A 14,644-nucleotide genomic window follows, 5' to 3' on the forward strand; every position below is an offset into this window, starting at 1 on the left:
CCCACCGGTCGCGGCCGCGGGGCGGTTCGGCCGCGCCCCGCCGGACGCGGTGCTGGCGTCGGTCACCCGGGGGGGCGACCGGGTGAGCCTCATCGAGGACCGGGCGGCCCCGCCCGCCGGGTGGCGGCGGGCGGGGCCCGGGTCCCGCCCGCCGCGGCGCCGTCAGGGGTTCCCGGCGGGCTCGGGCGCCCGTGCCTCCGGCCGCTCGGTGGGGCGGGCGCGCTCGCGCAGCAGGACGGCGACCGCGACCGCCAGGCCCAGGAGCACCACCGCCAGCCCCCACGCGGTCGCCGCCATGCCCGCCAGGAACGCCCCCCGGGCGGCGGCGAGCAGGTCCGCCGCCGGACCGGCGGGCAGGTCGCCCGCCGCCGCCACCGCCCCGCCCAGGGTCTCCCGGGCCGCCCGCGCGGCCTCCCCGGCGATGCCCTCCGGCAGTGCGCCGCCGTCCATCCGCGCCCGGTAGACGGCCGCCCCCGCACTGCCGGCGATGGCCACCCCCAGCGCGATGCCCAGCTCGTTGCCGGTCTCGGCGGTACCCGACGCGGTACCCGCGCGCTCCTCGGGGGCGCTCGCCAGGACGAGGTCGTAGGTCAGCACCATCGCCGGGTTCAGGGCGAGGTTGACGACGACGAACCCCGCCGCCGCCATCAGCGGGCCCACCGACCCCGCCGCCGCGACCGGCACCATGCCCACCGCGCCCGCCACCAGCGCGCCGGTGATCACCGCGACCGGCCCGAAGCGCCGGGCCAGGGCGGGCACCAGCAGGTTGGCGGCGATGCCCGCGACCATCGCCGGAACCGTCCACGCCCCCGCGACCAGGGGCGACAGCCCCAGCACGAGCTGGAGGTACTGCAGGAAGAAGAACTGCACGGCCGCCAGCACGAACAGCGCCATGGCCTGCGCGCCCAGCGACACGCTGAACCCGCGCGCGGCGAACAGCGACAGGTCGAGCAGCGGCGCGGCCAGCCGGCGCTGCCGCCGCACGAACAGCCACCCCGCCGCGCCGCCCAGCGCCAGCGCCCCCAGCGGCACGGCCGCCGCCCCGGAGACCGCCAGCTCCTTGAGCCCGTAGACGGCCGGCAGCAGCGCGGCCATGGCGAGCAGCACGCTCAACGGGTCGGTGCGCCCGGCGTCGTCCGACCGGTACTCCGGGATCAGGAACGGCCCGAGCACGACGAGCACCAGCATCACCGGCACCGCGGGCAGGAACACCGCCCCCCACCAGAACGCCTCCAGCAGCGCCCCGCCCACCAGCGGCCCCACCGCGCCGCCCAGCATGAAGCTCGTCGACCACACCGCGATGGCCAGCCGGCGCTGCACCGGGTCGCGGAACATGGTGGTGATCAGTGACAGCGTGGACGGCATCAGCGTCGCCCCGGTCACCCCCAGCAGGGCGCGCGCCGCGATCAGCAGCTCGGCGCTGGGCGCGAACGCCGCCAGCAGCGACGCCGCGCCGAAGGCCGCGCCTCCGAACAGCAGCAGTCGGCGCCGCCCGATCCGGTCGCCGAGCGTGCCCATCGGGATGAGCAGCCCGGCGATCATGAACCCGTACACGTCGATGACCCAGAGCAGCTGCGTCCCGGTGGGCGCCAGGTCGGCGCTCAGGTGCGGGGCGGCCAGGTGCAGCGCGCTGAAGTCCAGGGCGATCACCAGCGCGGGCAGCGCCAGCACCGCCAGTCCCGCCCACTCGCGTGCCCCCGCCCGCACGCCTGTTTCGGACACGGCCGTCCTCCTTCTCTCGTCTATGTGGGAACACCCCGACCGTAGGAGTTCGAGCTAACTGGAGGTCAACGCGCCCCCGGAGTGACCCGCGCCGCACCGCGCCGGCCAGGCGCTCACGGCCCGGCCGGCGCCGGCGCCGCGTACCGGCCGGGGGCGCGGCCGCGCCGCCGGTACCAGGCGGCGAACAGCGCCACCGCCAGCAGCAGCTCGGCCCCGTCGCCGCCGTAGTACATCAGCACGGCCGCGTCGGCGCCGTTCGCGGTGGCCCCCGGCGGCCACAGGTGCGGGTGGGCGTAGAGCAGCTTGGCCAGCACCGCGTGCGCGGCGGCGGCAGCGAACAGCGCGCCCAGCCGTACCCCCGTCCCGGGCCGGCGCGGGGCCGGGTCGGGGCCGGCGACCGCCCACGCGAACAGGCACCCGGCGGCGAGGTAGTGGGCGTGCACCAGGGCGTGCACGCCCGGGTGCGCCTGCGCGGCCGCGTACAGCGGCGTCAGGTGCACCAGGTACAGCCCGCCGGTGTCCAGCGCGAGCGCCGCCACCGGGTGGCCCAGCACGTGCGGGACCCGCCCCGACAGCAGCCGGGCGAGCCGCCGGCGGCCGGCCGGGGGCAGGGTGCGCAGCGCCAGCGTGACCGGGGCCGCCATGACCAGGGCGGTCGGCGCGTACATGCCGACGGCCAGGTGCTGGAGCACGTGGCCGCGCGGGTCGGCGTGCGCGGCCTGCGCCGCGGCGGGCAGGGCGGCCGCCGCCAGCAGCGCGACACCGGCCGCGAACGACGCGGTGCGCCACGCGCTCCACCCCCGCGCCGTGCGGCGGGCGCGCAGCGCCGCCCACACGTAGCCGCCGAGGGCACCGGCCAGTACCGCGCCCAGCGGGGCCCAGCCGAGGAGGTCGGCCACCGCGCCCCCGCCAGCACCCCCGTGTCCGCCGTGCCCGCCGTGGACGCCGTGGGCGGTGGTCACCGCGGCCGCCCCGACCCGGCCCGGCGGGCCCGCCACAGCAGGGCGCCGCCCGCCGCCAGCAGCACCAGGGCCGCCCCGTTCCACGCCAGGTCGTAGGGGAGCGGGTCGACCCCGTAGCGGATCTGGTGCAGCCGGAGCAGCTTGTGGTCCACGACCCCGTCGAAGAGCTGGAACCCGCCCAGGCCCAGCAGCGCGCCCGCCCGCACGGCCGGGCCGTGCAGCTCACCGCGCCGGTACAGGTCGGCGGCCAGGAAGAACCCGGCCACCAGGGCGATCAGCTCGGCGGCGTGCAGCAGCCCGTCGGACAGCAGGCCGACCGCCGGCGTCGCCCGGTCGTAGAAGTGGTGCCAGCCCAGCACCTGGTGGAACACGATCTCGTCCACCCCGGCCATCAGGGCGGCCCCGATCAGCGCGGCCGCGCCCAGCGACCGGCCGAACCGGGGGGCGGCGGCGGGCGGTGCCATGGCGTTCTCCTTCGGACCGGGCCGGCGCCGCGCACCGGTGCGGGCGCGGCGGTGCGCGGCTACCCGCCGCCGCACCCGGGCAAACCCGGCCACCGCGGCACCGCGGCCGTCAGCCCCCGGGGACGCGGTGCCGCCAGCGCACCGGGTCGTCGGGCACCGCCCGCGCCCCCGGCGGGGCCGCCGCCAGGGGGCCGCGGCCGCCGCAGTCCAGGACCAGCATCTCGTCGCCGCCGGGCAGGAACGCGTAGTCCACCCGCTCCAGCCGCGAGTCCACACCCGACTGCGCCAGGTGCGCGCGCAACCCGTCCAGGCCCGCGTACCGCCGCCCCCCGGTGTGCGGCACCAGCGGGTACAGCCGCACCTCGCGGCGGGCCACCCGCACCAGCTCCACCAGCGCGTCGCGGTGCACCCGCTCCCCGAACCGGTCGCCGTAGCAGAACAGCAGGTGCGAGCTGAGCACCAGGTCGAAGGCGCCGTCGCGGAACGGCAGGTGCGGCAGGGCGCCCGCGACGTAGCGGTGCGGGCGGCGCGCCAGGTCGGCGGTGAAGGCGCGCGCCGCCTCGGCGCGCGAGCGCGTGTACCGGTCGGGGTCGCCGAACCAGCTCCACACGAACCGCTCCGGGTGCGCCGCCACCTCGGCGTGCTTGTGCGCGATCTCGCGCAGCGCCAACCCGCCCAGCCGGTGCCCCTCGCGCCCGTACTCGGGGTCGACCGCCACGGCATCGGTGCCGCGCGCCCCGGCCCCGGCGACGAAGCCCGCCGCCCCGCCCGGGCAGTCCAGCACGCGCAGCGCCAGGTCGTCGTCGGTGAGGGCGAACATCGCCCGGTACTCCGCGAAGGAGCGGGCACTGACCAGCACCGCCCTCACCCCCGCCCGACGTAGGGCATGGTCGTCGGCAGCACCGTGAGGTACTGGACGTTGGCGTCGGTGGGCATCGACGCCATCAGCAGCAGCGCCTCGGTGAACCGCTCCACCGGGATGGTCGCCTCCACCGCCATGGTGCCGTCGGCCTGCATCGCGGGCGGCTGCGGGCCGCCGTCGTGCGGGGCGACGTTGCCCACGTCGATCTGCCCGACGGCGATCCCGTGCGCCCGCCCGTCCAGCGCCAGGGCGCGGGTCAGCCCCAGCACGGCGTGCTTGGCGGTGGTGTAGGCGACGGCGTGCGGCCGGGGCGCGTGCGCCGACGGCGCCCCGTTGTTGATGATGCGCCCGCCGCGCGGGTCCTGCGCGCACATGGCGCGGAACGCCTCCCGCGCGCACAGGAACGTGCCGGTGACCGTGGTGTCCATGATGCGCCGCCAGTCCTCCAGGTCGACCTCTGCCACCGGGCGGCGCGGCACCGCCGCGCCCGCGTTGTTGAACAGCAGGTCCACCCGGCCGAACCGGTCGCGCACGGCGGCGAACAGCGCCGCCACCGCATCGGGGTCGCGGATGTCGGTGGGCACGCACACCGCCCGGCCGCCGCCCGCCCCCGCCAGGGCGGCGGTCTCGGCCAGCGCCTCGGCGCGCCGCCCGGCCAGGGCCACCCGCCACCCGGCGCCGAGCAGGGCGAGCGCGCTCGCCCGCCCCAGCCCGCCGCCCGCGCCCGTCACGACCGCGGTGCGCGGGGCCGCGCCCCCGTCGGCGCCCCCGCTCACACCGCCTCCGACGACATCCACAGCCGCAGCATCCGCCGGGACCGGTCCCCGGGCGCGTCGGTGTAGGGCGAGCGGCCGTGCAGCACCCGGCTGTTGCGGATGACCAGCAGCTCACCCGCCTCCAACCGCAGCCCGAACGCGATCTCGGGCCGGTACAGCACCTCGTCCAGCACGGCCAGCGCGTCCCACTGGGCGGGGGTCAGCGGCCGCCCGCCCGGCGCCTCGGCCGAGGCCCGCACCGTGCGCGTCTGGTAGTAGCAGCCCACCGTCCCGTCGTCCTGGGTGAACAGGATCGGCGAGACGACGAGCTGCGGCCCGGCGCGGCCGGTGCGGTCGAACCGCCACTCCCGGCGCAGCTCCGCCAGCGCGTCGGGGCGCTCGCGCCCGATGATGTCGTGCACCCGGCGGGCGCTGGCCAGCCGGGTCTGGCCGCCGCCGTCGGCCGAGGGCCGCAGGCACAGCAGCACCAGCAGGTCGCAGGTGTCGCAGTGGAACCCCAGCTCGGTGGCGCCGTCGCCGTCGCGGTCGCGCAGGACCTGGGTCAGGTCGCCCGCCGCGTTCTGCGGCACCACCCCGCCGAACTCCCGCAGCAGGAACGACAGGTTCGCGGCGACCTCGTCCTCGGGGGCGGTGGTGTCCATGAGGTTGCGCACGTGGGCGAAGCCCACCGCGCGCAGCGCGTCCAGGACCGACGCGCGCACCCGCGCCCGCACCCCGTCGCCCGGCCCCCACCGCCGGGCGGCGGTGTCGGCCCACAGCAGCCCCCGCTCCTCGTCGCTGAGCGCCGACGACCACCGGCCGCGCCGCTCCTCCAGGTAGGCGCTGTCCCAGCCGACGTCGACCACCGTGTCCTCGGACATGAGCGGGCCCTTCCCTTCCTCGACACTTCACCTGTACCACCGGAGGTCCGCGCGGGCGCGGACCGCCTCACCCGGTCCGGTCGGCGGCCACGGGCGCCGGCAGGAACCCGGCCCGCCCCGCCCACGCCAGCGCCGCGCCCCACCACAGCGGGGTCGGCGCGGCGAAGCGCACCCCGAGCCGGTCCAGCGCGGCCGCGCTGGCCGCGCAGTCGACGTCGACGTTGCTCTCGCCGACGCGCGCCCACGCCGCCGCCAGCCCGATCTCGGCGGGATGCGCCCGCTCGGCGCGCTCCAGCGCCGCCGCGTAGGCGTCGTCGCCGACCAGGGCCACCGGGTACCCGGCGCCGGCCATCCACCCCACCAGGACGTCGTGCGGCACCCGGTGCGGCGTCTCCACGTGGTAGGCGCCCGGCGCGGCGCCGGGGTGGACGGCGAGCGCGGCGATCCCCGCGGCGACCGTGTCGACGTGGGAGAACGCGAACGACGCGGCGGGCCGGCGCGGCGCGGCGCCGGCCAGCACGTAGCCGCGCACCACCTGGTAGACGCGGTTGTCGGCGACGTTGCGCTGGAAGGCGCCGGTGCGGCTGTGCGCGGCGACGTGCCCGCTGCGGTGCACGTAGCAGCGGCGGCCGGCCGCCGCCCAGTCGCGCACCAGCACCTCGGCGTCGAACTTGGTCCGCTCATAGGGGGTGCGCGGCGTCTGCCCGATGTCGAGGTCGGCCTCGCTGAACCGGCGGGCCGGCCCCTCCACCCCGCCGGCCACGGCCAGCGTCGACAGGTGGTGGAACCGCACACCGGTCGTCTCGGCGTCGAGCCAGGCCAGCAGCCGCCGCACCCCCGCCGTGTTGGTGCGCGCCAGCTCCTCGGGCGCGGCCACCAGGCGCACGTCGGCGGCGGCGTGCACGACCGTGTCGACCGCGCGGGCGCGCTCGGCCCCCGCCGCCGACAGCCCCAGGCCCTCGGCGGTGATGTCGCCCGCCACCACCTCCACCCCCGGGCGGCGGCCGCCCAGCCGCCGCGCGGCCTCGGCGTCGCCGCCGCCCCGCACCAGGCAGGTGACGCGGGCGCCGCGGTCGAGCAGCGCCGCGAGCAGGTGCCCGCCGAGGTAGCCGGTGGCGCCGGTGAGCAGCACCCGCGCGGGTTCGCGGACCACGCGCACCGCGGCCCGCGCCGGCCACTCCCCGAGGTGCAGCAGGTGCCCGGAGGTGGAGACGGGCGCGCGCACGGGCACCGGCGGGGCGGCCCCGGTCGCGTCGGCGACCGCCCGGGCCACCTCCGCCAGGACGCGCGCGGCGGTGGGCTCGGCGACCCCGGGCCGCGCGTACACCAGGTCGGCGACCAGGCGCCCGCCCACAACGCGGGCGGTCAGCCGCAGCGGGTGCGCGGGGTCGCCGCCCGCGCAGCGGGCCGGCCCGGGGTGCTCGCGCGCCGGGGACCACCCCAGGTCGGGGGCGTCGGGCAGGCGGAAGGTGCCGAGGAAGTTGAACCCGGCGTCGGCCAGCGGCCCGGGGGCGTCCAGGGGCAGCTCGGGGGCGGCGGACAGCAGGCCGGCGACCGCGCGCACCCGCTCGGGCGGCGCCCCGGGCGGCCCCGCGTCGACCTCGACGCGCTTGACGGCGGTGAACCAGCCGACGGTGTCGAGGTGGGTGCCGTCGGCGGTGGGGCGCCCGTGGGTCTCGACCTCCACGCGCAGCCGGGGGCGCCCCTGGGCGCGCGCCGCCGCCGACGCGAACGCGGCGAGCAGCAGCGACTCCAGCCCCTGCCCGGCGCCGTGCCGGGCCACCAGCCGGGCGGTCGCCCCCTCGTCCAGCGCCCAGCTCAGCGCGGCCGGGTCGACCGGCGCCCACACCGGTCCGGGCGCGGCGGGCCCGGGGGGCGGCGCCGCCCGCGCGGCCCACTGGTAGAAGTCGGCGGCGGGCGGCAGGTCCGGGCTGCGGCCCGCCCGCGCCGCCCGGTAGGCGGCGGCCAGGTCGTCCAGCAGCACCCGCCAGGACAGCCCGTCCACGGCCAGGTGGTGGGCGACCAGGGCCAGCCGGTCGGCGCCGCCCCCGGTGTGGGTGAACAGGTGGACCCGCAGCAGCCGACCCGCCTCCGGGTCCAGCCCGCGCTGCAGTTCGGCGCACAGGCCCTGCACATCGGCGGCGACCCGCCCGGTGCCGCCGCCGGTGCGGGAGAACGACACCGCGTCGACCTGCTCCGCCGGCCGCGCCGGACCCACCCCGCCGGGGCCGACCGGGCGGCGCAGCGCCGCGTGCCGGCGCAGCACCGCGGTGACGGCCGCCGACAGCGCGGCCGCGTCCACGGGCACCGCGCAGCGCAGCACCACCGCCTGGTTGAAGTGCCGCCGGTCGGTGAGCGGGCGGCCGAACAGCCAGCGCTGGGCGGGCGCCGGGCGGGGCGGGGCGCCGTCCGCCGCGGCGGACGGGGGCGGCGGGGCGGACCCGGCGGCGCGGGCGGCCGCCGCCAGCCCGGCGGGGGTGGGGTGGCGGTAGAAGTCGTCGAAGGCGGCCCGGTGGCCGCGGGCGCGCAGGAACGCGGTGGTGCGCATCGCCAGGATGGAGTCGCCGCCCAGGCCGAGCACGTCGGCGTGCGCGGCCACCGACGGCAGGCCCAGCGCCTCGGCCCACAACCGGGCCAGCGCGGCCGCCAGCTCGGGGTCGGCCGCCGCGGGGCCGCCGGGGACGGCGTCGGCGTCGGCCGCGCGGGCCGCGACGGCGGCGTCGACCTCGGCGCCGAGCCGGTCGGCGTCGAGCTTGCCGTTGGGGCCGGTGGGGAACGCGGGCAGCACCAGCACCGGCTGCGGCACGGCGTATTCGGGCAGCCGGTCGGCCAGGTGCGCGCGCACCGCCTCGGGCAGCCCCGCCGCACCGCGCCCCGGCGCGGCCACCACCGCCGCCAGCAGCCGGGTGCCCGCCGGCCCGGTCCGCGCCAGCACCGCCGCCTGCGCCACCCCCGGGCATCCGTCCAGCACCCGCTCCACCTCGGCCGGGTCGACGCGGAACCCGCGCACCTTCACCTGGCGGTCGGCGCGGCCCAGGAACACCAGGCCCCCGTCGGGGCGCGTCCGGCACAGGTCGCCGGTGCGGTAGACCCGCCGCCCGCCGCGCACGAGGAAGCGCCGCGCGGTCTCCTCGGGGCGGCCGAAGTAGCCGGCCGCCACCCCGCGCCCGCCGATGTGCAGGTCGCCGGGGGCGCCGGGGGGCACCTGGGCGCCGTCGCCGCCGAGCAGCAGCAGGTCCGCCGACCCGATCGGGGTGCCGATCGGCACCGCCGCCTCGTCGGCGGGCAGGTCGGCCGATGATCCGGCCACGAAGCAGGCGGCGCCGATGGTGGCCTCGGTGGGGCCGTAGTGGTTGACCACCCGCGCGGCCACCCCGCCGTCGAGCAGCCGCGCCGCGAACGCCCGGGTCAGGACCTCGCCGCCGAGCACCAGCGTGTCCAGGGCGGGGGCGTCGCCGGGGCGGCCCTCCAGCAGCGCGGCCAGGTGCGACGGCGTCGTCTTGAGCACCGTCACCCCCGCGGCGCGCAGCGACGCCCAGAACGCCTCGGGGTCGCGGGTGCGGTTGTCGGGGACGACGTGCACGGCGCCGCAGGTGGCCGCCGCCAGCAGCCACGCCGTGTGCCCCAGGTCGGCGGCGAGCGTGGTGACGTGCGCGGTGCGCGGCGCCGCCACCGGCCCCAGGCCCAGGCGGCGGCGGAGCGCCCGCGCGTAGTGGGCGGCGTTGCCGTGGGTGACCGCGACCGCCTTGGGCTCGCCGTTGGACCCCGAGGTGAACGACAGGTAGGCGGTGGCGTGCGGCGGCGGGGAGGGCGGGCGGGGCGCGGGCGGCGCGGCCACCGCCAGCGCGTCGGGGTCGAGCACCAGGGTGGGCACCCCACCGGGGGCGCGCACCGCCGGGTCGGCGGTGACCGCACACGCGGCCGACACCGCGGCCAGGCGGCGCGCCGTGTCGGCGGCACCCCACCCCGGGTCGACGGCGACGGCGGCCGCGCCGGAGCGCAGCACCCCGTGCAGCAGGGCGAGCAGCCGGGCGTCGCGGGGGCCGAGCAGGGCCACCCGGTCGCCGGCGCGCACCCCGGCGCGGTCCAGGCGGGCGGCGACGGCCGCCGCCACCCGTTCCAGGGTGCGGTAGTCGAACGCGCGGTCGTCGTCGGTCACGGCCGGGTGCTGGGGCCGGATCCGCGCCGCCCGGGCCAGCAGGCCGGGCAGGGCGGACAGCGGGCGCGTCGCGCGCGTCATGCGGTGGGGCCTCCGGTGCGGGAGCGGGGGGCGGCCGCGCCGGGGGCGCGGTCCGGCGGCAGCGTGCGGGGGTCGCCCGCCACGTAGGCGTCGAGCCCGCCGGCGGGCAGCCGGCCGGCGAGTTCCCAGGCGAGCATGCGGTGCAGGCCGTCGAGGTGGGTGAGGGTGTCGCGGACGCGCAGCCCCGCGTAGTCGACGTGCTCCACGCACCCGACGCTGAGGTAGACGGGGGTGAGCGGGGCGCGGCCCATGAGGTCGAGCTTGGCCGAGCACACCGGGTTGGCCGCCGCGACGGCGGCGCCGCCGGTGCGCAGCCGCTCGGCGGCCTGGCCGACGGTCAGCCCCGACGGCGGGACCAGCTCGTAGCCGCCGCCCTCGCTGAGGTGCCAGGGCAGCATCACGGCCAGCACCTCGGCGCGCCGCAGCCGGACCCGGAACCAGGTCCCCAGCAGCTCCTCGGCGCGGTCCAGGTTGTCCGCGCCGTCGCGGTTGGTGTTGGCGGGGTGGTCGCGCTCGGCCGGGTGGTCGCGCAGGTAGGCGCGGCGCACCTCGGAGAAGGCCACCGGTCCGGCGATGTGCATGCGGTCCCCCTACGCCGTGGCGGCGTACTCGGTGAAGTGCCGCTCGGCGAACAGCTCCGGCCAGCGGCCGCCGCCGAGGTCGAGCTCGCGCGCACGGGCGAGCATGTGCCGCCAGTAGGGTTTCACGGGCCGCCACCGGGCGCCCGTCTGGCAGTACGAGGCGTCGACGAAGTACCGCGGCCGCCCCGGCCGGCCGGGGGTGGGGCGGCGGGCGTGGAACAGCGCCGAGTTGATCAGCACGGTCGACCCGGGCGGCAGCCGGTCGATGACGGCCTCGCCGGGGATCTCGGCGGTGCCCAGGTGGGCGCGCGCGGTCTTGCCGGCCGCCTCCCGGTGCGACCCCGGCAGCACCACCAGGCGGCCCATCTCGGTGGTCAGCCCGCCGAGGTAGTGCAGGGCGTGCACCATGACCAGCGAGGCGTCGGCGCCCGCGTTGGGCTCGTAGTCGTGGTGCCACGGCTTGCCCGCCGACCCGGGGCCGTGCCGGTCGCTGTGCATGTGGTGGAACACGAAAGGGCAGCCCAGCAGGTCGTCCAGCAGCGTCAGCAGCGGCGGGAACGCCAGCAGTTCGCCGTGCGCCGGCAGCTCCAGCTCCAGCAGCGGCGGCGCGCCGTGGGTGTCGGGGTCGAGGCTGCTCGCGATCGAGCGCGCCCGCAGCCCGTCGTCGACCCACCGGTCCACCTCGGGTTCCAGGCGGCGCACCAGCGCCTCGGGCAGCAGGCCCGGCAGGACCAGGTAGCCCGAATCGGTGAACCGGCGCCGCGCCGCGGCGGTGCCGTCGTCCTCGTCCTCGGGGAAGGGTCGCATCTCCAGCGTCACCCCATCTGTTCCGCGTGGTGGACACGTGTCGGTGGCGGAGTGCGCGGTGCGTCCGCGCGGCCGGTGCGGCGGAGGACGGGGGCGGTGTCCGTGCCGGTGGGCGCCGGGACGGCCGCCCCGCGATCACGTAGCGGGGCCGGACTGGTATGGACGGTAACCAGCGGTGCGCGAGCGAGTCCAGACACGCAGGCGCACGTGGCCGGATGCGGCAGGCCCGCTGCGCACCCGGTCGGCCGCACCCCCGCATACCGGCCGAGGTCGGGTGGTGGACCAGCGGTTTCACCGCCGGGGGGCCGGGCGCGGCGCCCGTCCGAGAGGTTATGGCCCCGGGCACCCGCCCGGGGCGGCCGCGGCGGTGCGGCGCGGCGGTGCGGCGCCGGGCGCGCGGAGCCGCCGCCCCCAGCGGTCGGGGGCGGCGGCGGTCAGGCGGGGGACAGGCGCAGGACCGCGCCCTCGTCGGTCAGGGCCACGAAGGTCACCACGACGTCGTTGAGCCGGCCGACCGACTCCTCCTCCAGCGGGCCCTCGTGGCCGGTGCCCACCGAGATGCCGGGGCCGTACCCCGAGACCTCGATGCCCTCGGGTCCGGCCTCCTCGACGACCAGGCCGTCCAGGCCGTGCCGGCCGTCCAGGGCGATCTCGTCGCCGGTGCGGACGGCGACCTCGCAGTCGGCGTCGGCGCAGGCGTCCAGGTCGGTGCCGTCGGCGGGGCCGGGCGCCCCGGGGGACGCGGCCGCGGTCGCCTCCGACGCGGTGGCGGAGGGCGGCGCGGCGGGGGAGTCGGGCGCGGAACCGGGGCCGGCCGGGTCGGCGGCGGGGCCGCCGGAGCAGCCGGCCGCGACGGCCGCCGCCGCGAGGGCGGCCAGGGCGGAACGCCGGGGAGCGCGTGCGGTCATGGTGCCTCGTCGCCGTCGAAGGGGTGCGGCCGGCGCACCGGGGCACCGGGCGGGCCGCGTCCGTCACCGTGCATGGTGCCGCGCCCGGCCCGGACCGCGCTCCCCCCATGGCCGCACCCGGCCACCCCGCCTCCACCCCCGCGACCGGGCGCGGGCGTCCGCGCATGACATCCGTCATGGCCGCCCCGTGCGGGGCGCGGGGCGGAGCCGTGACGGGTGACACTACGTCACCGCCCGGATGCGGCCTAGGTTCGGAGCAGGCCCCCGGGCGACGACCGCCGCCCCTCCGCCGCCGGCCCCGCCGCGCGCGAGGGCGGTGCGGCGGCGCCGGGGCGGGGCGGGACGCGACGACGGGGAGACCGGGATGTTCGAGGAATGGCGGCGGCACCGGGCCGCGCGGCGGATCACACCCGGGAACGGCCGCGCGCTGCGGCCCTTCCGCTGGTGGCAGCCGTTCTCCCGCGTCCTGTTCTACCTCCCGCTGCCCGACGGAGACGGCCGGCAGGTGGTCTACGCCGTCGACGTGCGCTACGCGCAGCGGTTCTTCTCCGAGGACGGCAAGGGCAGGGCCCACCTGTACCGCGACGGCCGGCACCACGCCGAGTCGCCGCTGCCCGCCGCCTTCCCCGTCCCGGGCGGCACGATCGACGTCGCGCTGTCGGCCTTCGGCCTCAAGCGCTGCCACTACGTCACCGCCGGGGGAGCCGAGCACCGGCTCCTCCCGGACCGGCGCTCGGCCGAAGGGCGGCGCGCGCGCCTGGAGCGCGAGCACCCCGTGCTCAGCGGCGCCATCGGCCTCTGCTCGCTGATCCTGCTCGTCGTCCCCGCGCTCCTGCTCGTCCCGCAGCTGATCGAGACGGCCACCCTCGTTCCCCCCGTGGCGGAGCGCTTCGGCACGTTCACCTCGCCCGTCCAGCTGCCGGTCTGGCTCAACATCGGGCTCGCCCTCGGGGCCGCGGCGGCCAGCACGGAGCGCGCGCTGCGCCTGCGCTACAACTGGCTGCTGGACTCCGCGGCGCAGGGGGAGTGACGGCCGGCCGGCGGCCGGGCCCCGGGATTCGGCAGCGCGGTCCCAGCTGAGGGGCGGGTTCCCGCCAGCGCGGCGGGCCGGCGCCGGGCAGGCTGTGCGCCATGACGACGACCTCCACGACCGACTCCACCACCGTCCTCACCGGCATGTACGCGGCCGAGGCCGCCTACCTGGCCGCCGGCGGGCCCGGCACCGCCTCCTTCGACCTGCTCGCCCCCTACTTCTCGCCCGACGTGGTGCTGCACCAGGCCGACGCCCTGCCCTACGGCGGGCAGTGGCGCGGCCACGCCGGCCTGGAGCGGTTCTTCCTCGCGATGAGCCGGACCTGGGCGGAGTTCGAGATGCGCGAGCAGGAGTTCCTCGCCACCGGGGCGACCGCGGTCGTCCGCACCCGCATCAGCGCCCGCTCCCGCGCCACCGGGCGCGCGCTGGACTTCCCCCTCCTGCAGACGATCACCGTCGCCGACGGGCGCATCACCGAGGTCCACCCGTTCTACTGGGACACCGCCGCCATCGCCCGCGCCTGCGCCGCCCCGGCGGACGGGCCGGTCAGCGGGGCCGCCGGGGGGTGACCACGGTGGTCAGCCCGTCGAGCAGGCGCTCCAGGCCGAAGGCGAACAGCGACTCCAGGTCGAGTTCGGTCCCCGGTTCGGTGACCTGCGCGATCAGCGGGCCGTCGACGGCGAGCCGGGCCGTGGTCCACTGCGCGCTGGTCATCCCCGTGTCCAGCTCGGCCCGGGCCTCGCTCTCGATGTTCACCGCCGTCCCCCGCACGTAGTTGACCATCGTCGCGTAGACGTGCAGGCGCGTCGTCGGGTCCAGGCCGAGCCCGTCGAGCGCGCGCAGCGTCCACAGCCCGTACGCCAGCTGCCCCGGCAGGGTGGCCGGGCGGGTGATGGACACCAGCCGGGGCAGCCAGGGGTGGCGCTGGTAGACCTCCCACTGCAGCCGCGCCGCGACGCGCAGGTGGGAGCGCCACCCCGGCGGCGGCTCCGGGTAGTCGATCTCGGCGAAGGCGGCGTCGGCGATCAGCTGTGTGAGCTCGCCCTTGCCCTCCAGGTGCCGGTAGAGGGCCATGGTGGCCACCTCCAGCCGGGCCGCCACCGCCCGCATGGACAGGGCGGCCAGGCCGTCGGTGTCGGCGATCTCCATGGCCGTGCGCACGACCCGGTCGCGTTCGAGGCCCCCGGCCGACCGGGCGGGCAGTCGGCGCCGGGCGACGACGGCGCCGACCCGGGGCGCCGACTCGATGGCGCCCGCCTGCTTGAGCGCGGCCAGCGCCTTGGTGGCCGTCGCCATGGCGACGCCCCACTCGCGCACGATGGCCCGGGTGGTGGGCACCGGGTCACCGGGTGCCAGTTCGCCGCGGGCGATGCGCCGCTCGATGTCGGCGGCGATCCTCAGGTAGGGCGGTCGGGCGTCGTTCACGGCG

The 14,644-nt window shown here is 78.8% G+C and carries 13 protein-coding genes; 2 read left to right on the forward strand and 11 right to left on the reverse strand.

From position 1 onward, the window contains the following. Positions 1-162 precede the first annotated feature (162 nt). The 10 genes from NT8_RS08185 to NT8_RS08230 form a co-directional block, all read right to left on the reverse strand. Positions 163-1,722 carry an MFS transporter gene (locus tag NT8_RS08185; protein ID WP_067965932.1) on the reverse strand — a complete coding sequence of 520 codons (1,560 nt, stop codon included), beginning with the start codon at positions 1,720-1,722 and terminating at the stop codon, positions 163-165. Between the two features lie 113 nt (positions 1,723-1,835). Next, entirely contained in the window at positions 1,836-2,684 is an 849-nt protein-coding gene (locus NT8_RS08190; RefSeq protein WP_067965976.1) for a cytochrome c oxidase assembly protein, read from the reverse strand. Further along, positions 2,681-3,148, reverse strand: coding sequence for a DUF2243 domain-containing protein (locus NT8_RS08195; protein WP_067965935.1), 468 nt, complete (start codon positions 3,146-3,148; stop codon positions 2,681-2,683). Before NT8_RS08195 ends, NT8_RS08190 begins: the two co-directional genes overlap by 4 nt. 109 nt (positions 3,149-3,257) lie before the next feature. Further along, on the reverse strand, positions 3,258-4,007 hold the full coding sequence (locus NT8_RS08200) for a methyltransferase domain-containing protein (RefSeq protein WP_067965937.1): 750 nt from the start codon (positions 4,005-4,007) through the stop codon (positions 3,258-3,260). Between the two features lie 5 nt (positions 4,008-4,012). Beyond that, entirely contained in the window at positions 4,013-4,807 is a 795-nt protein-coding gene (locus tag NT8_RS08205) for an SDR family oxidoreductase (RefSeq protein WP_245646082.1), read from the reverse strand. Next, complete coding sequence (locus NT8_RS08210; RefSeq protein WP_067965942.1) at positions 4,783-5,646, reverse strand: TauD/TfdA family dioxygenase; 864 nt, start codon at positions 5,644-5,646, stop codon at positions 4,783-4,785. The genes NT8_RS08205 and NT8_RS08210 overlap by 25 nt, the downstream gene beginning before the upstream one ends. Positions 5,647-5,713: 67 nt before the next feature. Next, positions 5,714-9,886: an AMP-binding protein gene (locus NT8_RS08215; protein WP_067965945.1), complete on the reverse strand. Its 4,173-nt coding sequence runs from the start codon at positions 9,884-9,886 to the stop codon at positions 5,714-5,716. Then, positions 9,883-10,467 (reverse strand): DUF6309 family protein, encoded by a 585-nt coding sequence (locus NT8_RS08220; RefSeq protein ID WP_067965947.1) that lies wholly within the window; start codon positions 10,465-10,467, stop codon positions 9,883-9,885. Before NT8_RS08220 ends, NT8_RS08215 begins: the two co-directional genes overlap by 4 nt. Before the next feature lie 9 nt (positions 10,468-10,476). Beyond that, complete coding sequence (locus tag NT8_RS08225; RefSeq protein WP_067965978.1) at positions 10,477-11,274, reverse strand: phytanoyl-CoA dioxygenase family protein; 798 nt, start codon at positions 11,272-11,274, stop codon at positions 10,477-10,479. A gap of 434 nt (positions 11,275-11,708) precedes the next feature. Continuing rightward, positions 11,709-12,182 carry a hypothetical protein gene (locus tag NT8_RS08230; protein ID WP_067965949.1) on the reverse strand — a complete coding sequence of 158 codons (474 nt, stop codon included), beginning with the start codon at positions 12,180-12,182 and terminating at the stop codon, positions 11,709-11,711. A gap of 364 nt (positions 12,183-12,546) precedes the next feature. On the opposite strand from NT8_RS08230, the gene NT8_RS08235 reads away from it, so the two are divergent. Both NT8_RS08235 and NT8_RS08240 read left to right on the forward strand, forming a co-directional pair. Beyond that, entirely contained in the window at positions 12,547-13,212 is a 666-nt protein-coding gene (locus tag NT8_RS08235) for a hypothetical protein (protein ID WP_067965951.1), read from the forward strand. Positions 13,213-13,313: 101 nt separating this feature from the next. Then, positions 13,314-13,784 carry a nuclear transport factor 2 family protein gene (locus NT8_RS08240; protein WP_067965953.1) on the forward strand — a complete coding sequence of 157 codons (471 nt, stop codon included), beginning with the start codon at positions 13,314-13,316 and terminating at the stop codon, positions 13,782-13,784. Here the strand turns inward: NT8_RS08240 and NT8_RS08245 are convergent. Then, complete coding sequence (locus NT8_RS08245; protein ID WP_067965954.1) at positions 13,762-14,640, reverse strand: TetR/AcrR family transcriptional regulator C-terminal domain-containing protein; 879 nt, start codon at positions 14,638-14,640, stop codon at positions 13,762-13,764. The two genes, NT8_RS08240 and NT8_RS08245, sit on opposite strands and share 23 nt — an antisense overlap. Positions 14,641-14,644 lie beyond the last annotated feature (4 nt).

The sequence above is a fragment of the Nocardiopsis trehalosi NBRC 14201 genome, assembly GCF_001552555.1.
GTDB lineage: Bacteria > Actinomycetota > Actinomycetes > Streptosporangiales > Streptosporangiaceae > Nocardiopsis_B > Nocardiopsis_B trehalosi.